A 22,383-nucleotide genomic window follows, 5' to 3' on the forward strand; every position below is an offset into this window, starting at 1 on the left:
TAATTCTTAATTCTTAATTCTTAATTCTGTGAGGCGTTAGAGTGAAGGGAGCGGGTTCCGTCATCTCGGAATCCCACCTATCGTCGATAATATTAGGAGTGCAATTATGGCCCGAGGTTCATTTGCCTCAATGCAGGCTCAAAGTTCTACCGAAGTGACCTTTTATTACGAAAGCGGTCACAGCGATTCGTTTAAAATTCCCTTGCCAGCACAGCAATTCCAGCAGCAACTTCCCGAAATGTTACAGCAACCTTGGTTAATCTTTCATTTGATAGATGAAACCGTGTCGGTATGTACCGCTAAAGTGGTAAAAGTGGAAATCAAGCCCCCGGTTCCCGGCTATCAAGGGAAAGGGGTGTTTGCCAATGTTGAGCGGGTGACAACCATGCAGCGCGGCGCTGCTGGACGATTACCGGTCAATGGTTAAGGGAGTTTCCCTCCGCAAAGATTCACGGAATCGTTATTCTCTCCTGTAGGGGTATGGCATACCGCCATGCCCCTACAATTGCAAGGTACAATAACAAACTACTACTGGATTGTAAACTGTTTGGATTGGAAACTTCACTGCTATGTCTACGGTTAGTTTAATTCGTGCCGATGCTTACGAACTGCGATCGCTGCGGCACTCTTTAGAAACGCTTCTCGAGCCATTAGGGGGCATTTCGGCTTTCGTCAAACCGGGCGATCGGGTGCTGCTCAAACCCAATTTGCTCACCGGTTCGCGTCCGACCAAAGAATGCGTTACCCGCCCGGAAATCGTCTACTGCATTGCTCAAATGGTGCAAGAAGTGGGCGGAAAGCCTTTTCTGGGAGATAGTCCGGCATTTGGTAGCGCTAAAGGCGTTGCTTTCGCTAATGGTTATCAAGAATTGGTGGAAGAATTGAATCTGCCCATTGTGGAATTTCACGGCAACCGTTATGAAACGGTGGGAGATAATTTTAATCATTTGTTGCTTTCAAAAGAGGCAATCGAAGCGGATGTTTTGATTAATTTACCGAAGGTAAAATCTCACGTTCAGTTAACTATGACCCTGGGGGTGAAAAATCTGTTTGGTTGCGTACCGGGAAAAATGAAAGCCTGGTGGCATATGGAAGCGGGGAAAGATGCAAATCGGTTTGGTGAAATGCTGGTGGAAACCGCGCGATCGCTGAACCCGAATTTGACGATTGTGGATGGCATTATCGGTCACGAAGGCAACGGACCGAGTGGCGGCGAACCCCGAAATTTGGGCATTTTGGCCGCTTCTGCTGATGTGTTTGCCTGCGATCGCGCCTTGTTAGAATTGCTCGGGGTAGAACCACATTTGGTGCCCACTGCTGCAGCTTCGATGCGCTTGGGTGTATGTCCGGAATTGTCAGAAATTACCTTTCCTCACGCCCGCCCAGTGGATTTAAAAGTGGCGGATTGGAAATTACCCGAGGCTTTGGTTCCCATTGATTTTGGCATGCCTCGGGTCCTGAAATCTACTTTCCGGCATTTGTACATTCGCTTTATTAAAGAACCGATGAAAGCTTATGCAAAACGGTAAGTAGCGATCGGGTGGGTTGGTTCGCCAACCCACACTGACTCACAGCACCCCTGGAAATGATTTTAACTCCCGGCTGAGAATACTGCCCATCGGTGGGGTAAGGCGGGGCACAAATCGGTTCGCCGGCGGTTTCGCGAACATCCAGTGGCAAGATGCGATTGAAAAATTGAGAATTATTTGCAATAATTAGAAAAAGTCCCACCTTTGTCTGAGAAAACGATTGGATTTAGCAAACGGAATGCATGACTTAACGCGGTTTGGACTGAGTGACACGATCGCCTGTAGTGCGACGTTACGGCGATTGGGCAAGGATAAAACCAATATGGAAGAAGTTGCCCATGCGATCGTGGATTATCTCTATCAAAATTTAGTAGATACCGCCACTGGGGAAAAATGCTGTACCTTAGTGCGCTTTTTCAAAACCCATCCCTATCAAAAATTACCAGAGGAATTGCGCCAGTTTGTTCGGGCAAAGTTGACGGGGGAACCTTGTACGCCAATGATGAAATGTTTGACCCTCCTGGCGACGGTGGGCGAAAGACCCGCATGGAACCACCGACAGCTTTCGCAAAATTATAAAGCCATTCCCCTGCCCAATCAAGCGATCGCCGCTAAATCTCCCATGTTTTCCCAGCTTATCGCTCAGTTTGGCTTGCAGTTTGATACTGTAATCGAACCGGATCCGGAATTATTCATGCAACTGGAACAGAAAAATTATAATGTGTTTTATGTGGGAGAAGCGGTGGGCAGTCCTTACATTCCGGCGCAACGGGATTTTGTGATTCCGTTTGGCATTAAATCCGTGTTGGGATTTGGCGGGTTATTGCCCTCTTCCTGTGACCTGTTTGCGATTATTCTCTTCTCCAAACACCACATTCCTCGCGAAACTGCCAATTTATTTAAACCCCTTGCCCTCAGTGCGAAATTATCCCTGCTGCCTTTTGTGGGAGAAACGATTTTTCATCCTCCCACTGTCAGCTCTGTACTGCCCACCTGACAATTTGCACTCCCATCAACTGTGCCAAGGATTTTGACAATCGTAGGAGACTCTGCGTGAAAAATAACAGCAAAAATCAAGAAATCGAACGGCTAAAATCCCAGGTGGCGACGTTGGAACAATTGCTGGAAGTGTTTGAAGATACGGCACTAGAACAGGCGCAGAAATTGGAACGAACCCTGGAGGATTTAAAGCGGACGCAAGCTCAGTTAATTCAGAGCGAAAAAATGTCCAGTTTGGGACAATTAGTGGCGGGGGTGGCTCACGAAATTAATAACCCCATCAGTTTTATTTCGGGAAATATTCTCTACGCTAGAGAATATATGGAAGACTTGCTTTATCTGCTGCAGTTATATCAGCAGCATTATCCCGAACCGGTAGGGGAGATTCAAGCGGTGTCGGAAGAGATGAATGTGGATTTTATCCAGAAAGATTTGCTGCATTTGCTCTCTTCCATGCAAGGGGGAAGCGATCGCATTCGGAAAATTGTCTTGTCTCTGCGAAATTTTTCGCGGTTGGATGAGGCGCAGATGAAAGCGGTGGATATTCACGAGGGATTGGAAAATACCCTGTTGATTTTGCGCGATCGCCTGGAAAAAGGGCAGATTAACATTATTAAAGAATTCGGGAATGTACCGCCAGTAGCGTGTTTTGCGGGGGAATTAAATCAGGTTTTTCTCTATATCCTGACCAATGCGATCGATGCCCTAGAAGAAATCCACCGCCAAGGGGAAAGTGCAAGGAAATATGCAGCAATTCGGATTCGCACGGAATTGCGCGATCGCCAGTGGGTGACGATCGCGATCGGCGATAATGGCGTGGGTATCCCGGAAGAGGTTCAGAAACGAATATTTGACCCTTTTTTTACCACCAAACCCGTGGGAAAAGGCACCGGCATGGGATTGGCGATCGCCTATCAAGTGGTGGTGGAAAAACATCACGGTCAATTACACTGCGTTTCTGCACCGGGTGAGGGGACGGAGTTTCGGATTTCGATTCCCATTCCACCGGATAATTCCGAGTGTGAATCCGGTTTGACTCCTTAAAGTGGGGCGGAAAAAACATCGAAATTGCCTCGAAATTTCGCCAATTATTCTGGTTTTCCAATCAGCATAAATCCGGCCCAATGTCGGGGTTCGGGATAAGCTTGCATGGTATCGAGCATTGCCATTCGCAGGGATTTTGCTTTGTCTCCGTTTTGTTGGTAGTGGTGATAAAATTGCCTCATAAATTTGACGTTAGAACCGGGATGAGGCAACCATAAAGACATCACTAAACTGGGTACGCCAGCAGCAATAAAGCCACGGGATAATGCCACGATTCCATCCCCCCAAATGTGACTGCGACTGATATCGCAACCGCTCAAAACCAACAGTTTCGCGTTTAATTTCAATTTGAGGATTTCGCCGAGGGTGAGTAAGCCATTATTTTTGCCACTGGGGGCCAAGGCGATCGCGCATTGCAAAACTTCTGTATCGTCGAGAAAGGTGTGAGTGGCAAGATGAATGATGTCGGCGGTGGGCAGTTTTTCGAGTACGGCGGCTTTGGTGGCGCGATCGCCGGTTAAAGGCACCGTCTGCAGCAATTCGCCAATCGCTTTAGCTTCGGTTTCGGTCCGGGGAAGCTGTAGCAGTTGCACCGGGGGTTCGCCAAATTCTAGGCAAATTTGCGGCATTTTCGGATTGGCAACAATTAAGGAGTCGCGAGTTGCTTTATGCCCGTTTTCGCCCTGTTGTTTCTGCGGTTTTTGCTGTTTACGCAGCTTGTTCGTCCACTCTAATACTTGAATCGCTGGGGCGATCGAGAGGGTGTGTTTTTCGATCAGATACTTTCCCTGGCAATCGATTAAGGCGGCAAAAGGAACTAAAAATAAAAAGTCTTGGGGAATAATAATGACGCGATGGTGTTGTTCTTTGGGCAATAAATCCGCGATCGGTTCGATGAGCAATTGATAGAGAAACTGCAGTTGCTCGCGATAGCTCATCGAATGCGCTTCACTTTCTCCGACATTAATTAACTCGCGCACGCTGCGAACAATGGCGGAAATGGAGGTGTTTTTTTTGTGCCACAAATGTTGCAAGTCTACCTGCTGAAACGTGACTTTTCCGGCGGGCGTTACTACCCAAACGTACAAATCTGTAGCATAGGCGTAGAGATAGTTAAACCCCAGCCGAAACCGCGACATCTGATAGAATTGATTGTAGTCGTACAGCAGGGAATAACTCACCAAGGTCGCATTTTCAGCTTTGGCAATTTGTTTGATTTCATAAATACTCGGCGGATCGACCCAGGGGGGTAAGTTCACTTCTGGCGCTAAATGGGTCGCCAATAGATGCTGAAACGCTTTAGCACGCCCCTGTTCTGCCACTTCCAATGCGGTTTCGGTTCGGTGCTGAATCACCAAAACTCGTTGAAAGCCTCGATAAATATCCGGTTGCCCCTCATGCAAGAAAACATTCATTCTTTTTGCCCCTAATTCAGTATCGCTCGGTTCCCCTGAAGTTGCCGCTACCCATGCATAATGGCGCAAGTTCAATCTAGAAGAATGGCGATCGCATCTATTCTACTGGATTTCTCTTCCACAATAGAGAGGAGTTTCACCCTTCCCTCGCCTGATTTTTTACCCCGTTTTTTTTGGCGTACCCTCCTTGCCGCGATCGCGCCGATGACTCGAGTCAGTTTTGTCGCATCCCCCGAAAAGCTAGCGGTTTTTACATTTTATAACTTTTTCATTATATCAGATTTGCCGCTGCTTTTCGGGCAATTGACGCAACTTTACAAAGCGGATTCACAATCGCGACCTCCTTGGTTTTCATTGCTTGTCAAACCTCAAATTCCTTCCTCTGCTGGCTGTTTCTTAACTCAATCCCACCGCCGCGCCCTATCCCTTTAAGGCACAACTTATCTCACGAAAAACCTGGCCGCCCACAAGTATAAAACCCTCGTCCAACCCCAACCGTCAGCCCCCAGCAACCCCCCAGGGAAAAAACACTCGTCCAGGAGGCGATTTTCTCCGAAAATCCTCTACAATAAAATCAATCCATTTTGTTGCATCTCAACCCCCCTTCCAACCATGACCTTCGTTACCGCCATCGGATTGCTCGCCGGAACCTTCACCACTATTGCCTTCGTGCCCCAAGTCCTGAAAACTTGGAAATCCAAATCCACCAAAGATGTCTCCTTAGGCACATTTTTGTTATTCTGTACTGGCGTATTTCTCTGGCTGGTTTATGGCCTTTTTAACCGCGATATCCCCATCATTGCAGCGAACTTAGTGACCTTTGTTTTAGCCGCAACCATTTTATGGTTTAAGGTGAAATACAAATGAGGGGGTATGTGTCATTTGTCATTTGTCGTTGGTCGTTTGTCCAGTGACCAATGACCAATTCTTCTGCTGTTTTATTGTAATTTTTCCCATGACTGATTCTATGTTTCGCGAAGAACGCTTGCTGTTTTCCCCCGCAATTCCCGATAGCGATGCGATTGGGTTGGTGTACGCTTTTCCCAATGAATATAGCGTGGGGATTACCAGTCTTGGCTATCAAATTGTTTGGGCAACCCTTGCTTCCCGGGGGGATTTGCAAGTCAGCCGTTTGTTTACCGACGTACAGGAACCCTTACCGATCGATTTAGAATTGTGGGGATTTTCTATATCATGGGAACTGGATTATGTCAATATTTTGGGACTGTTGGAATCGATGGATATTCCCGTGCGATCGCAAAATCGTCGGGCGGGGCATCCGTTAATTTTTGGCGGGGGGCCAGTGCTGACCGCAAATCCCGAACCCTTTGCCGACTTTTTCGATATTATTTTACTCGGCGATGGGGAAAATTTGCTCGATGAATTTATCGAGGCTTACAAACAAGTCCGCCACGCCACGCGAACCGAGAAACTCCGCCATCTGGCCCAGGTGCCGGGGGTGTATGTTCCCAGTTTATATCACGTTAGCTACCAAAGTGCGGATGGGGAAATCCAATCCATCGAACCGATTGATGCCGAAATTCCCGCCACGGTGGCGAAACAAACCTATCGCGGCAATACCCTATCTGCTTCCCCGGTGGTGACGGAAAACGCCGCTTGGCCGAATATTTTCATGGTAGAAGTGGTGCGAAGCTGTCCGGAAATGTGCCGTTTTTGTTTGGCCAGTTATCTTACGTTACCGTTTAGAACGGCGAGTATGGAAGCCTCGTTAATTCCGGCGATCGCCAAAGGATTAACGGTGACCAATCGCATCGGATTGCTGGGCGCTTCGGTGACGCAACATCCGGAATTTAGCGAGTTATTAGACTATTTGACGCAATCAAAATTTGATGATTTGCGCTTGAGCATTGCTTCAGTGCGAACCAATACCGTGACCGAACAACTGGCAAGAACTCTGGCAAATCGGGGGACGAAATCCCTCACCATCGCCGTGGAAAGCGGTTCGGAAAAAGTTCGCCAAATCGTTAACAAAAAATTGGCAACCGATGACATTATGCAAGCCGCCGTGAATGCCAAAGCGGGTGGATTATCCGGCTTAAAACTCTACGGGATGGCGGGAGTTCCCGGAGAAACCGCAGATGATTTACAAGCGACAGTGGAAATGATGCGATCGCTGAAAAAAGCCGCCCCCGGTTTGCGCCTCACCCTGGGATGCAGTACCTTCGTCCCCAAGGCCCACACCCCATTTCAGTGGTTTGGTGTCAACCCACAAGCGGACAAACGCCTGAAAAAACTCAAGAAAGAATTGGGGAAAAGCGGCATTGATTTTCGCCCGGAAAGTTATAACTGGTCCGTGATTCAAGCCCTGATTTCTCGGGGCGATCGCCGCTTGTCCCATCTGCTCGAATTAGTGCGTCATTATGGTGAAACCCTCGGCAGTTATCGCCGCGCTTTCAAGCAACTGCGCGGACAACTTCCCGACCTAGATTTCTATGTCTATAATAATTGGTCGCCAGAGCAAATTCTTCCCTGGCAACACATCCAAGGTCCCTTACCCGTTTCTACCCTTAAAAAACATCTCGCTGAGGCCACCAGTTATTTTAATTCCGCCGAGAAAATAAGTTAAAATACTACCTAAATTGCCCATCGGGACAAAAAACATTAAGGAATGTTAAAAACCAGATGCCATTCCAAATTTTCGGTGTTAGAACAGTGGGGTAGAACTCTCGATGGGTTTAACCCTTCTTGATTCCCATGACCCGAAACAAAAATTCCTGGAAAATCGCCCTCATGGGCGCTGGTGCCTCCTTATTGTTTGCTCCGGCTGTGGGTGCAGTTGTGGAGACAAACTCGGCGCGGCAACCCTCCCCTGAAACCCACCGCCAAATGCCCCTAGAACTGGCGCAACAACAGTATTGCCCCGATCGCGCCGGCGGAATGCCGATGGTAGACTTCTTCGAAACTGACAACTTTTGGATCTATATCTGTGAAGGCGATGGCCTCTATTATCATGGGGTCGAAAAAGGCCCAAATGGTGGCTATATCACCATCCCCGCTTATGTGGAAGAAGGCACCGGCTATGTGGCAGAAAATGGCATATACACCTACATTGTTAACGGGGCCAGCCTCAGCATTTATGAAGGGAATACCCTGCTGCAAGAAGATTGGGTGTATTAAGCACTAAGCGAATTCTGGTTATGCTGAAATAAAATAGCGGCGATCGCGCAATTTTACCGCTGCATCTACTTTGGCGATCGCCGCTTATTTTTGCAACCTTTATGCGGGGGATTGAAATCGCACCTCGCCAAACGAAGTCCGCCGACGCGGACTAATTTTTTTACAGCTATTATTTTATCGAATAAGTTATCATATCCCCCAGTAAATCTCATCTGCTCCATTCATGCAAAATACCGCCGAATATTGCTGCGCCTACTGCGGCGAACCCAATGTTACCTTTATTGACCTCAGCGCCGGAACTCAGCAATCCTATGTCGAAGATTGCCAAGTCTGCTGTCAGCCTAATCTGTTATTTATTTACCTAGACGAAGATACCCTAGACATCCAAATCCACAGCGAACCCGAAAGTTAATTTAAGTGGGTTTTCTCCATCCAGACGACAATTACTCAGAGCAAACCGATGCAAATTCTTCCGGTGCAATTCATTCACCAAACATGATTTAATCGATAAAGACCCGCAAACGAGATGAAAATCAATTTCGCCCATGCTGCACTTTAAATACACCAGTCTCATCGATGCCCCAGTGGAAGTGGTCTGGAACTTTCACGAAAGAGAGGATATTTTGCAATTGCTCACCCCACCCTGGCAACCGGTGCGCGCGATCCGTCGCGAAGGCGGGTTAGACGTGGGTGCCATTTCCGAATTTCAGATTTTTTTAGGACCGTTCCCGGTGAAATGGGTGGCGCGTCACACCGCCTGCGAAAAAAACCGCTTATTTATCGACGTACAAGACAGCGGACCGATGGAACAGTGGACGCATCGCCATGAATTTATCCCCGAAAATGGCAAAACCCGCCTGATCGATGCGATCGACTATGCCATTCCCGGGGGGTGGATGGTGGAAACCCTCATCGGGTGGTTTGTAGACGCACGCCTGCGAGATATGTTTCGCTATCGCCACGAAGTGACGCAACGAGAATGCGCCCGTTTGTAACGGTTAAAATTTATATTTTTGCCGCTTTATTTGCCTTTATCGGAATAGCGATCGCAAATTCCGTTCCTTGTCCCAAAGTGGAGAAACACTCTAAAGTACCGCCATGTTTCTCCACAATAATCTGATAGCTAATCGATAACCCCAGTCCGGTTCCTTTCCCCACCGCTTTGGTGGTAAAGAAGGGGTCAAACAAGCGATTTTTGACCGTTTCCGTCATTCCCGGTCCATTGTCTGCAATCCGAATTTCTACCGAATGCTCGTCGATGACTTCGGTTTTAATGAGAATTGTTTTTTGTCCTTGGTCATTGGTCATTTGTCCTTGGTCATTGGTCATTTGTCCTCGGTCGTTTGAACTTGTTAGTGATGAGGAATGACCAGTGACGAATGACTCTACTGCATCGATCGCATTTGCAATGATATTCATAAAGACCTGATTGAGTTGGCCGGCATAACATTCTACCGGGGGCAAATTACCGAAGTTTTTGATAATTTGAATGTCTCCCAGGCGGTGGTGTAAAATGAGTAAAGTATTGTCGATGCCTTCGTGAATATCCACGGGTTTCATCTGCGCTTCGTCGAGGCGGGAGAAATTTCGCAAGGACAACACGATTTGCCGAATTCGTTCCGACCCCATTTTCATGGAAGCGAGGACGCGGGGAAAATCTTCCAGGGTAAATTCTAAGTCCATGTCTTCGATTTCCGCTTGGATTTCCGGAACCGGATCGGGGTAATGCTGTTGATAAAGTTGGAAAATCGATAACAGTTCTTCTAAATAGTTGGTGGCATGAATTAAGTTCCCGTGAATGAAGGTAACGGGATTATTGATTTCATGGGCAACTCCCGCCACCATTTGTCCGAGACTGGACATTTTTTCCGTTTGGATCAGTTGTGCTTGAGTTTGCTGGAGTTGGTGTAGCGCTTCTTGGAGTTGCTGCGCTTGCGATCGCGCGCGATGGGCGGAGGCGCGAGATTCGGCGTAGAGTTCCGCTTGGTCGATCGCGATCGCCAGTCGTTCCGTCACCGACTGCATCAGCGCCACCTCACTTTCATTCCACTGTCGCACTTCGGTACAATTAACGCAACTGAGCGCCCCCACCTCTCCCGATCGCGTTTGCAGGGGAAAACACAGCAGGGATTTCAACCCGATTGTCGCCGCAATTTGCTGTAATTTCAGCTCTTCTAGCGCCTTCACATCATCGATGCGAACGCTTTGCAGTTGCAGGCATTGTTGTGACCACAGTTCGCTGCGATTGAGAATCTCTTCAAACCGGGTAATATCCGTATCTCCCGCTTCTTTTACCGACTCCCAAATCTGCACAGCGGCACCCCTTGACCCCGCTGCATTTCCCTGGGGACGATACCAGCTAAAGTAACACAGATCGATTTGCAACAACTCGCGAATTTCCGCCACCGCCGTTTCCAGAATCCGATCGAGATCCAAAGACTGGCGAATCTGTTCCGTGAGTTGGTTGAGGAGTGCTTCGCGCAGTGCTTTTTCTTGCAATCGTTCCTCCGATCGCCGCAACGCCGCCTCGGCAAGTTTGCGCTTGGTGATATCTTCCACCGTGCCTTCATAGTATAGCACATTTCCCTGGGCATCGCGCACGATGCGAGCATTTTCAGCTACCCAGATAATTCGGCCATCTTTGCGGTAGACTTGCGACTCAAATTCAGAAATCCGATCCGATCGCGCGATCGCCGTCATAAATTCCCCCCGACGATTGGGATCCACATACAGTTCTCGATCGATACTGGCGATCGCGGCGATGAGTTCCTCTGGGGACTCGTACCCGTATATCCGCGCCAGGGCGGGATTCGCGCCGATATACTTGCCCTCTGGGGTACTCTGAAAAATCCCCATAATTGCATTTTCAAAAATGCTGCGATATTTTGCTGACGCTTCCCGTAGCGCCGCTTCTGCTAACTCCCGGGAGGCAATTTCTCCTTGGAGGCGATCCACCACTTGTCGTAATTGCGCGGTTCGTTCCTCCACCCGCGATTCTAACGCTTCTTTCGCCTGTTTGAGCGCCTCTCGATCGCGCTGGCGATCGGTCACATCCTGCACCAAAGACGCCACCCCAATCGTGTTCCCTTCCGGATCGATTAATGGCGTATTATACCACTCGCAAATAATACTCTTTCCGGATTTTGTAAAATTCTCATTCGTACTGCGCTTCCCTCCCTTTTGCTTCAATAAATCTGTCCAAACGCGGTTTACATGCTCTCGGGCACTTTCTGGCACCAATAATCCTGCCGCATGACGTCCGAGCGCTTCGCTTTTGCTATAGCCAAAAATTTTTTCCGCCGCCGGATTCCAGGCGATCGCTTCAAAATTAAAATTCCATTCAATGACTCCCAACGGAGTTTGCTGCACGTGCAGCGCTAATTTTTGTTCCGATTTTCGCAGGGCTTCTTCAGCCGTTTTTCGTTCGGTAATATCGAGCAATATTCCATCCCAAATCATATCCCCATTGCCTTGTTTCTCCGGTTGCGACCACCCTTCAAACCATTTCACCTCCCCCGAAGGCAAAACAAATCGACCCTGCCAATGCCAAGGTTGTAGGGTTGACGCAGACACCGCCACCGATTCCTCGAAGGTATTATAATCATCGGGATGTATCATCTGGGTTAGAATTGCGGCATTGTGTTTGAGATCCTCCGGGTCGAGTTTAAAGAATTGACGACACCTCGGACTGATATAAGGAAAATAGGAAGTGCCATCGGGGCGCAACCCAAATTGATAAATCATTCCCGGCACATTCGCCGCCAATTTTTGCAACCGATCCTCGCTTTGCAGAAGTTTCGCCTCGGTTTGTTTCCGTCGGGTGATATCAAATTGAATGGAAATGTATTTGACAATGATTCCGCCAGGATTCACAATCGGCGTGATTGTCGTGTCCACCCAATACCGCGAGCCATCTTTGCGTTGGTTTTGAATTTCTCCGCGCCACAGCTGTCCTTGACGCAGGATTTCCCACATTTGATGGAAAAACTCCGGGGGGTGACATTCCGAACCCACCACTCGATGAGTTTGGCCCAAAAGTTCCTCCAAATCGTACCCGGAAATTTGCAAAAACTTGTCATTCACCGCCAGCAGTCGTCCTTCGCTGTCAGTTTCGCTGACAATCGCTGCGTTATCTAGGGCTTGCTTCCAATGGGTTAATGTTTCTTGACATTGCTGCAAATCTAGCGGACAGTTCATCATCGGATCCCCCTTTCCGTGTAATTAGCTTTAGTTCCACGATCGCGCGGTTGTACTTCTTACAGCATAGTCTTCCATGTTTGTCCCGGCGAAACCGTGAACTCCCTGATTTCTGTCACCCAACGCAGACAAAAGGCGACGAAAGCCGCGATCGGCGCGACTCAAGTGGATTTTCTATCCCGAATCTCTCAGAACCATCCCCGGACTTCTTTTACATCTAATTTTCATAGCTTTTTATGAGTCTAACTCTTCGAGGGATTAAATGCAGATAATTATTCATCCATTTGCCCCTCGTTCCCAGCATGAGCTGTTCCCCTCTGCCTTGGATATTCAAATCATTTCATTTTGCCCGATTTTATTGCTTGTTTTCAATATTTTGCACAGGTTTATAGAGAAATTTTAATTGGTTAAAATAAAACGGGGTGGGCAATGCCCACCCTACAGTTTAACGGTAAAATTTTGCATAAATCAGCCGCATCCCGAAGGAGCGACGAGAAGCAAATAAATTTTTTATTCTGCAGCACGTTCGCTCATCGAGTCTTCGCGCAGTTCTTCGTGCTGTCGCTTTTGAGCAATTGATTCTCTGGCTTTTTCTTCAGTCCCATTCGCCGGGGGATTTTCTACTTCTTGCGCGGCACGATGGGACATGGATTCTTGTCGCAAATCTGTTTGTTGTCGTTCTTCTGTGTTTAATTTGCGGGCATCTTGCTGGGTAGTCATGGAAAGTTGCTCCGATTGCTGCATTCGTTCTATCTCGAGATTAGCCGATCGCGATTTGCCCAGACATCTAGCAAAAGTTAGAGTTTTGGCTTTGTTGTTGTGACCTTCACTGGCGATCGCACTCAATGAGTTTGGGAATGGAGACGGGAGGGCGGCGATCGCGACGTTGGCTTAAAATGCGGTGGGGGCGGGGGAGGGTCTCCATTCCAGATTTCCGGGAAGGTCTCAGAAACGTAGCAAATCTTTACAAAATCGTTACAATTCTACCCATGCCGAGAGAGATTTTTAGTTTATGCTAGGAACAAAATAATTGGTGTCAATCCTTGGGGTGTACTACAAGCTGTTCGCAAAGCTTAAACCCAACAAATAGACGCACGCAGAAACTATGAGCAAATTGTTTTGGGTTGCCCTCAGAATGAGTGCAGCTCTTGTAGTCGCTACCTTGTGGGGGGAAACGGCTACCCTCGCGGTGCAGGGGAATCGGGATGCAACCGCTGTAGATGCTGTGGCTTCCCCCGGATCTGTCGCCTCCTCCATACAGCCTGCCGATTTTTTAACTCCAGAACTCACAGAGTCGCCCCAGTTCTATGCGGATTTAACTCGCGAAACCGAGGGATGGTTTTCCAGAACCGAAGGCGATCGCTCAGATCCCAAACCAACGGGAGAAGGGGTTTCCCAGTCCACAAGCGCAGAAGGAACCAATCCCTTAGCGGACATTACCTCGGTGTCTCAACTCTCCGACGTCCAGCCAACGGATTGGGCATTTCAAGCATTGCAGTCTTTGGTGGAGCGCTACGGGGCGATCGCCGGCTATCCCGATGGCACCTTCCGAGGCGATCGCGCCCTAACTCGCTATGAATTTGCCGTGGGGCTAAATGCGGCATTAGGGCGCATCGAGCAACTGCTGCAGCGCGATCGCGATCGGATTACCGCAGAAGACTGGCGGGCGATCGAGCGCTTGCAAACCGACTTTGCCACCGAACTGGCGCAAGTGCGACAGCGCCTCGATAATTTAGAAGCGCGCACTGCCTTGATTGCGGGCAATCAATTCTCCACCATCACCAAACTCAACGGCGTCGTCACCTTTAACCTAGCAACTGCAGGCACCCAAGGCGATGTGAGAGTTAACCGCATCGACCCCAACGACGTTTTCAGTGCCGCCGCCCGGGGCGCAAATGGGGAGCCGATCGTCACCAAAGTGAAAGACGACCCCCAAACCACCTTTTCCCAAGTCACCCTCTTGTTTCTCACCACATCCTTTACCGGTGAAGACAGTCTGATCGCCACCTTGGCGGCGGGAAATGGCAACTCCCCCGCCAACAACTATACCTCAGCCGGCTTGTTTAACACCTTTGGCGTTTCCACCTTAGACTTTACCCCCAGCGCCAACCCGAACGAGCTGGTTATCGTGGAAGCCTTTTATAGCTTTCCCGTGACCTCCTCCGTACAACTCGCCGTCGGACCGCAGTTCTTTTGGTCGCGCTATTTCGATACTAACGCCTTTACCTCCTCCATCGGCAAGGGAGCCAGTGGTTTCAACACCTTTGGCAGCCCCCTGGTAAATGACTTGACACGAGGTTCCGGTGCGGTTCTCACTTGGGGGATGAGCGAACAGTTCGATCTGCGCCTGGGTTACGTGGGCGGACTGGATTCCGCCAATCCCACCGTGGGATTATTTGATGGCAACCGTGCCTTTACCGCGCAGTTAACCTATTCTCCCACGCCCAATCTCAATGTGCGATTGCTCTACGATCGCTCCGCGATCGCCCCAGTGGACGGCCAAATTAAAACCCGCCCCCTGCTTGGCGTCGCCGATGATGGCTTCGGTGGTTCCTTGGAAGATGCCACCGCCGATGCCTTTGGCATTAACTTCGATTGGCTCATCGCCCCCAAATTCGGGGTATTCGGACGCTATACCTACGCTACCACTCACTTAACCCCGGAAACCGACAGCATTTCCGGCGGGGATGTCACCGCACAATCCCTGCAACTGGGAGTGGCATTTCCCGACTTGGGAAAACAAGGTGCCTTGGCAACTCTCACCTATGTCGTTCCCTTTGACCTGTTGGACGGTGAGGAATTCCTGGTGTCTGGCGGGGGTGATGGCGGTACCCAATACGAGTTTGAAGCCGCCTATTATTTCCCGCTGAGCGATCGCATTGCCATTATTCCCTCCCTTTACGCGATCGGCAATCCTAACAACTTCGACGCCAACCCCACCATCTACACCGGCACCGTAAACACCCAATTTACCTTCTAGGTCCGATTCGGCCAACCACCAGCATGGGGGCGGTTTTTTTAGCAGCTCAATTGGTGCCAACTGCTAACAGCAAACCCGCCCCCGCCTTATCCCTTTTCTCAGAATTAACGCCATTTGAGTTTCCCACCCGGCACCGGATTACCCGCCAGCGCCTCCGGTTCAATTTTCGGAGGATGGGAATCCAATTCCGCTCTAATTTTATCGCCTCAAACTTGCCGATTTTTAAGCTTTTGTGGTATGCTGTACGTATATACTGAAATCTTTAGCAAAACGAGGGTTGCAAACCACGCCAACCTGTGGCGTTGGTAGGGGGCGGGGCAATCCTGAAAAAATTCAGTAATTGCAAGATTAAGCCGATGGAGTCGGTACAATAATCGCCAACAGCAGGGAGGAAAGGCAAACATGAAACTGACAACTTTAGGAATCACTGCATTGTTAACCGCCACACTGGGATTGAGTACAGCCGCGATCGCCGAAAATCCCACCCCGGTTCAACAGTTGCTCGAAACCCGAGAAGGCCCCGGCTTTAATTTAACCAATACCGACCTCAGCGGTAGGGACTTGGCAAATGCCGATCTGCGGGGAGCCAACTTCAGCGGTGCCAACCTCAGCGGTGCTAACCTCAGCGGTGCCAACCTCCAGGGAGCTAACTTAAGTGGAGCCACTCTCAGCGGTGCCGATTTGAGCGGTGCGGATCTCTCCGTGGCTAACTTAGTGGATGCTAAGGTGAATGAGGCCATTTTCAAAGATGCAAATTTGACGGCGGCTAACCTCGGCGGCGCTCAATTGGTGAATGCCAATTTGCGCGATGCCAATTTGTTTCGCGCCAATCTCAACGCCGCTAACCTCAGAGGTGCGAATTTATTAGGTGCGAATTTTAATGCAGCCAATCTGTTTGGCGCGAATTTGCTGGGGGTTAGAGGGGGGAACTTCACTAATGCGATCGGCTATTCGCGTTAAATTCAAGACAGCGGATTAAATTTTCACCAATGAAATTTAGTTGCGATTTAAACCCTTGGCGATTTGCTAAGGGTTTTTTAAATAAAATGTTACCCTGGGGATGAGAAAGCGAAAGTTGGAGGAATGTAATTGGGGTAGGTTTTTCCGCTGTAGCGAAAAATGTATGGCTATCGCAAAGTGACAGAAAAGAGGCGATCGCGATGTTAGCATTCGCCTTCCCTCGGGAAAGCTAAACAACAAGTTAACCGATGGGGGGGAACATCAATGAAATTCAGCACAGTAGTGGCTTTAGTTTTACCGATCGCGATCGGGTTTGGGAGTCCAGCCACAGCCGAAAATTCGGCAGACCTGCGACGGTTACTCGAAACCAAACAATGTCAGGGGTGCGATCTCCGGGGTGCTAACCTACAAGGTGCTGACTTAAGTGAAGCCAATTTACAAAGTGCCGATTTAAGTGAGGCCATCTTGACCGGGGCGAACCTGTTTCGGGCAAACTTGTCCGATACCAAGCTGGTGAATGCCCATCTGCGCGATGCCAATCTGTTCGAGGCCAATCTATGGAAAGCAAACTTAAGTAATGTGAGGCTAGACAATGCCAACTTGAGCTTTAGCGAGTTGTGCGAAGCTGACTTGACCGGGGCAAATCTCACTGGAGCCAATCTGGGCATGGCAGACTTGCGGGAGGCCAACTTCAGCCAGAGTAACTTAAGCATGGCAAATCTGGCCGGTGCGAATCTCAACGGGGTGCAGTTGGATGAGGCAAATCTGGCCGGTGCGAATCTGAATGGAGCGATCGTGGATGACGGGAGTGCGATCGAGGCAACGGTGATGGAATGGACCGATCCGGCGCGATCGCTGTTGAGATAAAGTCGCGATCGCGCGCGGGCGATTGAAATCGCCCCTGTGCCAGCCGTAGCATAGCCCGGTCGCGCCAGCGCTATAGTCCCCATGACAAAGACTAATTCTTCTTGATTGCTAGTCCTCCAGAGGCGATATAAACAGTTCGGGCAAGCGTAGCCCCCGGCTACGCTTGCCCGCTCAAATCTGCCGGATAGTTACAGTTATATAACATCTGCCGTTCCGCATCTCCCAGGGGAATGCGATAGTGAGACACTCCATCCAGCCAACTTTGGAACGATCGCCCCCCTGCCGCAATAAACCCTTCTAACTGGGGCAAGACCGCAGGGCGATAGAAGCCACACAGGGGTTCCCAACCCGCCTGAGAACGAGCCACCGCAACCCCACAATCCGGGGGATGGGTTGGCAACTCCTGCAGCCAACCCCCTAAAATCTCCCCATCCAAACGCGGTAAATCGCATCCCAACAGCCAAATCCAGTCAATCTCGGTATTCTGACAATCCTGCAACACCTGTTGCAATGCCACTAACGGACCTGCCCCCGGTTGTCGATCGCTCAACCACTCACAGGTAGAGGGCAAAATGTCTGCATAGCGATCGGGCCTAGGCGTCATCACCATCACCTCATCCACCAGACTCGCTGCCACATCATATACCCGTCGTAACAGGGGAACCCCATCCCACAGGAGTAACGATTTATCTTCCCCCATGCGGAGACTTTGACCCCCGGCGAGAATCGCCGCTTTCACGTTAACTGAGTTCATCTTGCAATTCCCGTACTTTCTCCATCAGTTGCCCCTGCAGGAGCATCTCTTCCCCAAGCTTCAACCCTGCCTCCAAACTGGAGCATACCCCACAGCGCCACAGATAAAAGCCCAGATTCCAAATAGCGGCAGGAGTGAGAGGGGTATTTTCCCCCGCTAACGTGCCGCGCAAATCTTCCAGATATGCCGCAACCGATTCCAACGCGACATCTTTGCCACCGAGATCGTACTCCCGGGGGTGAAGGTGTAACCGCTGCCAACTGGGGGATTTACAGCTTGCACCGGGTTTTCCCAATTGTCCGATAATGGCGGGGCGAGTGCGGGGCAAGTCGCAACTCCCTTCTAATCCTTTCACGGTGGTAAAACAGGTTTGCTGCCGCAAACTGAGAGCCGTTTGAAAGAGTCCCTCTGTGGGGGGATGGACGAAACCACAGACCAGATGGGTGTCGCCGGCGTAGGGATTCCACATCAGTTCCATCGTGGCAACCGGGGGACGTTTGCCCAGTTGATCGCGATAGGGAACTAAGGATTCGGCGGCACCGAACCAGTGGGGTTGGTAGTAGAAGCTTAACCCGTGGCGGGCTAAGGTTTCCGCGAGCCGATCGCGCGATAAGACAGTCCAATCTAGCCCTAAACCTCGCCAAACCTCGATGAAGGGCATGCCATATTTCGTCGGCATTCGGTCGCTGCCATGACAGAGGGTGGGAACCCCCTGCACTGCTAACCCGAGGGCAGAGATTGCCGTGACGGGAGCTGTGCGCGATCGCCCATCGTAGGGACAGCCTAACACCGTAACCGGGCGATCGATGGCGGGGAGTTTCTGCGCAAAGCGATCGCAAGCATCCAAAAATCCCGCCAACTCTTCTCCTTGAGGGCGTTGAATGCGATGGGCAATCAAAAAAGCTCCGATCTGCGCGGGGGTTGCTTCTCCACTCAGCATCATCGCCATTGCCGAAGCGGCTTCCTCCCGGCTAAGATTCTTTCCGGTATGAGATCCGCTGCCGACTTTTTGAATAAAGGGGCGAAAGTTGTAGCTCATCGTTATGCCATTGAAAGGGCGATTGTTCGAACCACCTGTGGCTCTGATTCTGGTCTGCTAACTGCTGGGAACTGACTCAACCCCAATGCGGTTTCCAACCCCTGCACCGGGCGGCTGACAGTGGACTGCGTTACCTGACACAAACGGGCCGCTTTCTGAAAACTTCCCATCTGCGCAACGGTTAAAAATGCCTGCAATTGCTCTAATCGCATTCGGCTCTTGGGTCTTTATGTGAACCTTTTTACTCTACAGAAGAAACAACCGCCGAAAAAGTAAGCATTGATACGGCACCACACTCCAGCCGGGGAGAAAGGGCGCAGGGGTATGGACTCACAATAGCCCGAACTCTTGCACGGCGGGATAGAAATTCCGGTTTTCGTGACTGGGGCGACTGAGTTTGAGAAGGGCGAAGCGCTGCAAGGGAGTCAGGGTGGCCCATTGCCGATCGCCGATCGCGATATCGAGCGATCGCGCCTTCTCCCGGACCGTATCCGGAACCGTCTCCCTCAGCCAGGGAGGATTGGAATCCACGGCTAAATCTTTCGGCGTCTCCCCGCTGCGATCGCGCACCAGGCGACGCAACAGATCGCGATAGTGGGCAATTTGCGCTGCAGTTTCGCAGGGGGTCTCCACCAGCATCTCTCGTTGCGCCGTTTCCAACTCATGCCAGTGGTGCAGTTTCAACTTCACGCCACAGGTATCGAGTTTGTAGCGCACCTGCATCGGGATGCAGCGCAACGACTCCACAAAATCGGCTTCAAACTGAAAAAATTTTAGGTCGGTTTGCATGAGTGCTCCGTTAATTCTGTCAATTTTATTACATTTTTTTGCGAAACAGGGAATTTAAGGGCGATCGCCCCTAAAATAAAAGGCACCACAGGTTACTTGCCTACCATTCGCCGTTCACCATGCCCTTATTTCTATGAATGCCGATCGCGATCGATTTAGCCGCCACCGTGATGAGACCAAGCAACCGCCGATTCGGGAGAACATCCATGAAATTATCGTTAGTGTCCTCATCGCCTCATTACTCGTAGGATCCATTCCCATCTTTCAATTAAAAGCCCTGTCCAACTATCCCCAGCGCCACTGGGAGATTCCCAGCGAAGCCACCCTCTGGACTCCCACCCGGAATCCGAGTCCTAAACCGAACATTCGATAGGGGGTGGGGGGGCAATGCCCACCCTACAACTAATCCTGCCCCGGCGGTATTTCAATCCCCCGCTTGGATGAGTTCGTGCAGGGAAATCGGCGGGGGTGCCGAGGAATCCTCAGCAGCGATTTGCAGACCTGACAACTCCACGGTAAGGGGCATTAACCGCACCGCACAGGCTTTTAACTCCGGTTGCAGAGAATCGGGACAGACTTCTGGGTGAGTGAGAGCATTGGCTTCGGCATTGTCTGCCCAGAGGAAGCCCCAGTGCATGGGAACAAACAGCGTTCCTGGGGAAATGGCTTTCGTCACCCGGGCTTTGAACTTTCCTTGTCCCCGACGGGAGAGCAACCGCACCCACATTCCATCTACAATGTCTAATTTTTTGGCATCCCGGGGATGAACCTCAACAAAGGGGTGGGGATGTTTTTTGGTGATTTTAGAAATATGGCCGGTGCGCGTTTGGGTATGCCAATGTTCGTAGACCCGCCCGGTTGTGAGAACAAAGGGATAGTCCGGGTTCGGGGGTTCTGCTAAGCCTCGGGCATGGGCGTGACCGAACCGCGCCCGTCCATCTGGAGTAGGGAAGCGGAAATCTTCATAGAGTCGCTTGCTGTAGCGGGTTTCGGGGTCAAATTCGACCCCTGCCGGTTGGGGCCACTGGATGGGTTCTCGTTGCAGGAGGTCGTAAGTGACCCCACTCATATCACACACTCGGCCTTTTGTCAAGGAGACAAACTCCTGGTGGACTTGGTGAGAATCGCGGAAGGGAAATTGTCGCTCGAATCCCAGTCGTCGTCCGACTTCGGCGAAGATTTCCCAATCCGGGCGGGCCTCACCGGGGGCATCGCGGAACTTGGGACAGAGCGTCACCATGCGTTCCGAGTTGGTCATGGTGCCGGTTTTTTCTCCCCATTGGGCTGCCGGGAGCAAGACATGGGCATATTCGGCGGTTTCCGTAGGGTAGTAGGCATCTTGATACAGGGTAAAGGGCGATCGCCGCAATGCCGCCTTGGTACGTTCGATATCCGGCATACTCACCGCCGGATTGGTTGCCGCCACCCAGAGGAACTGCACCCTATCTGCTTCGAGTCCTAACATCATATCCCACGCCGCCAACCCCGGGGTAGAGTCGATTTGCCCTTCCGGAAGTCCCCAGTGACGTTCTACTGCGGCGCGATGTTCGGGATTGGCGACCACCCGATATCCGGGGAGTAAATGTGCCAGACCCCCGGCTTCCCGACCCCCCATCGCGTTGGGTTGGCCGGTGAGAGAAAACGGACCTGCGCCGGGTTTGCCGATCGCCCCGGTCATTAGATGCAGATTAATCAGCGATCGCACCTTCGCCGTCCCCTCAGAAGACTGATTCAGCCCCATCGACCACATCGACAGCACCCGCTCATTTTCCGCCCAATAGCGCGCCGCCTGTTCCAACTCCTCCAGAGAAATCCCACACTGACGGGCCACCAGTTCCGGGGGATACTTGTCCAGCACTTGGGTATATTTGGCAAAGCCGCGAGTACAATCCTCGATAAACAAAGAATCGATCGCTTGCCAGCGCAATAGCAAGTGCCCAATGCCATGCAGTAACTCGATATCGGTGCCCGGACGAATGGCGAGATGCAAATCCGCCGCTTTGGCGGTGGGAGTTGCTCGCGGATCGACCACCACTAATTTTACCTGGCGGTTTTTCTTGCGATACTCCCGCAGTCGGTTAAAGGCGATCGGGTGACATTCCGCCGCGTTGGTGCCAATCAGGAAGGCGCACTGGGTTTTCTCCAAATCGTCATAACAACAGGGAGGCCCATCGGATCCGAAACTTTGGATATACCCTGCCACCGCTGAAGACATACAGAGGCGGGAGTTAGCATCAAAATTATTCGTGCCCAGACAGCCTTTCATTAGTTTTTGGGCTACATAGTAGTCCTCGGTTTGGAACTGTCCCGACCCATACATACAAATGGTATGGCTGCCATAGGCGGCGCGAACCGCCCGGATGCGGTTGACGATGCGATCGAGTGCCTCATCCCAACTGACGCGGCGGAAAGGCTCATCCAGGGAGTTCCGCATCAGGGGATATTTGAGGCGGTTTTTGTCCAAAGATTCGGCAACGGTTGCGCCTTTAATACAGACACGACCTCGACTCGAGGGATGTTGGCGATCGCCCCGAACTCGCCAAGTTGGGGTGCCCGCCTCATCGCGGTTCGTCGCTTTTCCAGGCAGTGCCGGCGGTTGCACTTCCAATCCGCAACCCACACCGCAATAGGGACAGAGGGTTTTTGTAGGGGCTGTGGTCATCGTCAGTCTC

General features: G+C 50.7%; 20 protein-coding genes and 1 pseudogene. 13 read left to right on the forward strand and 8 right to left on the reverse strand.

The window, feature by feature from the left end; all coding sequences use genetic code 11:
- Positions 1 to 106: 106 nt before the first annotated feature.
- From LKK83_RS03515 to LKK83_RS03530, 4 genes are all read left to right on the forward strand, one after another.
- On the forward strand, positions 107 to 427 hold the full coding sequence (locus LKK83_RS03515; protein ID WP_324629466.1) for a hypothetical protein: 321 nt from the start codon (positions 107 to 109) through the stop codon (positions 425 to 427).
- Between the two features lie 142 nt (positions 428 to 569).
- The gene (locus tag LKK83_RS03520) at positions 570 to 1,529 is read left to right on the forward strand and encodes a DUF362 domain-containing protein (protein WP_324629467.1); all 960 of its coding nucleotides are present in this window, start codon (positions 570 to 572) and stop codon (positions 1,527 to 1,529) included.
- A gap of 238 nt (positions 1,530 to 1,767) precedes the next feature.
- Positions 1,768 to 2,526: a hypothetical protein gene (locus LKK83_RS03525; protein ID WP_324629468.1), complete on the forward strand. Its 759-nt coding sequence runs from the start codon at positions 1,768 to 1,770 to the stop codon at positions 2,524 to 2,526.
- Positions 2,527 to 2,582: 56 nt separating this feature from the next.
- Positions 2,583 to 3,572 (forward strand): sensor histidine kinase, encoded by a 990-nt coding sequence (locus tag LKK83_RS03530; RefSeq protein WP_324629470.1) that lies wholly within the window; start codon positions 2,583 to 2,585, stop codon positions 3,570 to 3,572.
- Positions 3,573 to 3,616: 44 nt separating this feature from the next.
- On the opposite strand, the gene LKK83_RS03535 is transcribed toward LKK83_RS03530, so the two are convergent.
- Entirely contained in the window at positions 3,617 to 4,987 is a 1,371-nt protein-coding gene (locus LKK83_RS03535; RefSeq protein WP_324629471.1) for a CHAT domain-containing protein, read from the reverse strand.
- A 612-nt stretch (positions 4,988 to 5,599) separates the two neighbouring features.
- On the opposite strand from LKK83_RS03535, the gene LKK83_RS03540 reads away from it, so the two are divergent.
- The 5 genes from LKK83_RS03540 to LKK83_RS03560 all read left to right on the forward strand — a co-directional run bounded on the left by LKK83_RS03540 (position 5,600) and on the right by LKK83_RS03560 (position 9,120).
- The gene (locus tag LKK83_RS03540; protein WP_324629472.1) at positions 5,600 to 5,854 is read left to right on the forward strand and encodes a SemiSWEET transporter; all 255 of its coding nucleotides are present in this window, start codon (positions 5,600 to 5,602) and stop codon (positions 5,852 to 5,854) included.
- Between the two features lie 88 nt (positions 5,855 to 5,942).
- Positions 5,943 to 7,574: a B12-binding domain-containing radical SAM protein gene (locus LKK83_RS03545; protein ID WP_324629473.1), complete on the forward strand. Its 1,632-nt coding sequence runs from the start codon at positions 5,943 to 5,945 to the stop codon at positions 7,572 to 7,574.
- Between the two features lie 128 nt (positions 7,575 to 7,702).
- Positions 7,703 to 8,125 carry a hypothetical protein gene (locus tag LKK83_RS03550; RefSeq protein ID WP_324629474.1) on the forward strand — a complete coding sequence of 141 codons (423 nt, stop codon included), beginning with the start codon at positions 7,703 to 7,705 and terminating at the stop codon, positions 8,123 to 8,125.
- A 223-nt stretch (positions 8,126 to 8,348) separates the two neighbouring features.
- Positions 8,349 to 8,537 carry a CPXCG motif-containing cysteine-rich protein gene (locus tag LKK83_RS03555; protein ID WP_324629476.1) on the forward strand — a complete coding sequence of 63 codons (189 nt, stop codon included), beginning with the start codon at positions 8,349 to 8,351 and terminating at the stop codon, positions 8,535 to 8,537.
- A 133-nt stretch (positions 8,538 to 8,670) separates the two neighbouring features.
- Positions 8,671 to 9,120, forward strand: coding sequence for an SRPBCC family protein (locus LKK83_RS03560; RefSeq protein ID WP_324629478.1), 450 nt, complete (start codon positions 8,671 to 8,673; stop codon positions 9,118 to 9,120).
- 10 nt (positions 9,121 to 9,130) lie between these two features.
- Here LKK83_RS03560 and LKK83_RS03565 read toward each other — a convergent pair whose 3' ends face one another.
- Positions 9,131 to 12,325: a PAS domain S-box protein gene (locus tag LKK83_RS03565; RefSeq protein ID WP_324629480.1), complete on the reverse strand. Its 3,195-nt coding sequence runs from the start codon at positions 12,323 to 12,325 to the stop codon at positions 9,131 to 9,133.
- A gap of 507 nt (positions 12,326 to 12,832) precedes the next feature.
- Positions 12,833 to 13,168, reverse strand: coding sequence for a hypothetical protein (locus tag LKK83_RS03570; protein WP_324629481.1), 336 nt, complete (start codon positions 13,166 to 13,168; stop codon positions 12,833 to 12,835).
- A gap of 289 nt (positions 13,169 to 13,457) precedes the next feature.
- Between LKK83_RS03570 and LKK83_RS03575 the strand changes: the two genes are divergently transcribed.
- The 3 genes from LKK83_RS03575 (at position 13,458) to LKK83_RS03585 (ending at position 17,129) form a co-directional block, all read left to right on the forward strand.
- Positions 13,458 to 15,302 (forward strand): iron uptake porin, encoded by a 1,845-nt coding sequence (locus LKK83_RS03575; RefSeq protein ID WP_324629483.1) that lies wholly within the window; start codon positions 13,458 to 13,460, stop codon positions 15,300 to 15,302.
- Positions 15,303 to 15,704: 402 nt separating this feature from the next.
- The gene (locus LKK83_RS03580) at positions 15,705 to 16,262 is read left to right on the forward strand and encodes a pentapeptide repeat-containing protein (protein WP_324629485.1); all 558 of its coding nucleotides are present in this window, start codon (positions 15,705 to 15,707) and stop codon (positions 16,260 to 16,262) included.
- Positions 16,263 to 16,526: 264 nt separating this feature from the next.
- Positions 16,527 to 17,129 carry a pentapeptide repeat-containing protein gene (locus LKK83_RS03585; RefSeq protein ID WP_324629486.1) on the forward strand — a complete coding sequence of 201 codons (603 nt, stop codon included), beginning with the start codon at positions 16,527 to 16,529 and terminating at the stop codon, positions 17,127 to 17,129.
- Between the two features lie 157 nt (positions 17,130 to 17,286).
- Here LKK83_RS03585 and LKK83_RS03590 read toward each other — a convergent pair whose 3' ends face one another.
- The 4 genes and pseudogenes from LKK83_RS03590 to LKK83_RS03605 form a co-directional block, all read right to left on the reverse strand.
- Positions 17,287 to 17,883: a molybdenum cofactor guanylyltransferase gene (locus LKK83_RS03590; protein ID WP_324629487.1), complete on the reverse strand. Its 597-nt coding sequence runs from the start codon at positions 17,881 to 17,883 to the stop codon at positions 17,287 to 17,289.
- Positions 17,870 to 18,922: an anthranilate phosphoribosyltransferase family protein gene (locus LKK83_RS03595; protein ID WP_324629488.1), complete on the reverse strand. Its 1,053-nt coding sequence runs from the start codon at positions 18,920 to 18,922 to the stop codon at positions 17,870 to 17,872. Before LKK83_RS03595 ends, LKK83_RS03590 begins: the two co-directional genes overlap by 14 nt.
- A 68-nt stretch (positions 18,923 to 18,990) precedes the next feature.
- Positions 18,991 to 19,134, reverse strand: a pseudogene (locus tag LKK83_RS03600) (LysR family transcriptional regulator); the annotation flags it as partial.
- A gap of 118 nt (positions 19,135 to 19,252) precedes the next feature.
- Positions 19,253 to 19,711 carry a nitrate reductase associated protein gene (locus LKK83_RS03605; protein ID WP_324629489.1) on the reverse strand — a complete coding sequence of 153 codons (459 nt, stop codon included), beginning with the start codon at positions 19,709 to 19,711 and terminating at the stop codon, positions 19,253 to 19,255.
- A 133-nt stretch (positions 19,712 to 19,844) separates the two neighbouring features.
- Here LKK83_RS03605 and LKK83_RS03610 point away from each other — a divergent pair, with 133 nt between their 5' ends.
- On the forward strand, positions 19,845 to 20,084 hold the full coding sequence (locus LKK83_RS03610) for a hypothetical protein (RefSeq protein WP_324629491.1): 240 nt from the start codon (positions 19,845 to 19,847) through the stop codon (positions 20,082 to 20,084).
- Positions 20,085 to 20,135: 51 nt separating this feature from the next.
- On the opposite strand, the gene LKK83_RS03615 is transcribed toward LKK83_RS03610, so the two are convergent.
- Entirely contained in the window at positions 20,136 to 22,373 is a 2,238-nt protein-coding gene (locus LKK83_RS03615; RefSeq protein ID WP_324629492.1) for a molybdopterin oxidoreductase family protein, read from the reverse strand.
- Positions 22,374 to 22,383: the final 10 nt, after the last annotated feature.

The organism is Phormidium sp. CCY1219 (assembly GCF_035615515.1).
Taxonomy (GTDB): Bacteria; Cyanobacteriota; Cyanobacteriia; order Cyanobacteriales; family Laspinemataceae; genus CCY1219.

Coding starts and splice junctions, on each gene's coding strand:
- LKK83_RS03515 (WP_324629466.1), top strand. CDS start 107: ATGGCCCGAGGTTCATTTGCCTCAATGCAGGCTCAAAGTTCTACCGAA.
- LKK83_RS03520 (WP_324629467.1), top strand. CDS start 570: ATGTCTACGGTTAGTTTAATTCGTGCCGATGCTTACGAACTGCGATCG.
- LKK83_RS03615 (WP_324629492.1), bottom strand. CDS start 22,373: ATGACCACAGCCCCTACAAAAACCCTCTGTCCCTATTGCGGTGTGGGT.
- LKK83_RS03590 (WP_324629487.1), bottom strand. CDS start 17,883: ATGAACTCAGTTAACGTGAAAGCGGCGATTCTCGCCGGGGGTCAAAGT.
- LKK83_RS03585 (WP_324629486.1), top strand. CDS start 16,527: ATGAAATTCAGCACAGTAGTGGCTTTAGTTTTACCGATCGCGATCGGG.
- LKK83_RS03525 (WP_324629468.1), top strand. CDS start 1,768: ATGCATGACTTAACGCGGTTTGGACTGAGTGACACGATCGCCTGTAGT.
- LKK83_RS03605 (WP_324629489.1), bottom strand. CDS start 19,711: ATGCAAACCGACCTAAAATTTTTTCAGTTTGAAGCCGATTTTGTGGAG.
- LKK83_RS03535 (WP_324629471.1), bottom strand. CDS start 4,987: ATGAATGTTTTCTTGCATGAGGGGCAACCGGATATTTATCGAGGCTTT.
- LKK83_RS03550 (WP_324629474.1), top strand. CDS start 7,703: ATGACCCGAAACAAAAATTCCTGGAAAATCGCCCTCATGGGCGCTGGT.
- LKK83_RS03610 (WP_324629491.1), top strand. CDS start 19,845: ATGAATGCCGATCGCGATCGATTTAGCCGCCACCGTGATGAGACCAAG.
- LKK83_RS03540 (WP_324629472.1), top strand. CDS start 5,600: ATGACCTTCGTTACCGCCATCGGATTGCTCGCCGGAACCTTCACCACT.
- LKK83_RS03555 (WP_324629476.1), top strand. CDS start 8,349: ATGCAAAATACCGCCGAATATTGCTGCGCCTACTGCGGCGAACCCAAT.
- LKK83_RS03560 (WP_324629478.1), top strand. CDS start 8,671: ATGCTGCACTTTAAATACACCAGTCTCATCGATGCCCCAGTGGAAGTG.
- LKK83_RS03595 (WP_324629488.1), bottom strand. CDS start 18,922: ATGAGCTACAACTTTCGCCCCTTTATTCAAAAAGTCGGCAGCGGATCT.
- LKK83_RS03565 (WP_324629480.1), bottom strand. CDS start 12,325: ATGATGAACTGTCCGCTAGATTTGCAGCAATGTCAAGAAACATTAACC.
- LKK83_RS03580 (WP_324629485.1), top strand. CDS start 15,705: ATGAAACTGACAACTTTAGGAATCACTGCATTGTTAACCGCCACACTG.
- LKK83_RS03545 (WP_324629473.1), top strand. CDS start 5,943: ATGACTGATTCTATGTTTCGCGAAGAACGCTTGCTGTTTTCCCCCGCA.
- LKK83_RS03575 (WP_324629483.1), top strand. CDS start 13,458: ATGAGTGCAGCTCTTGTAGTCGCTACCTTGTGGGGGGAAACGGCTACC.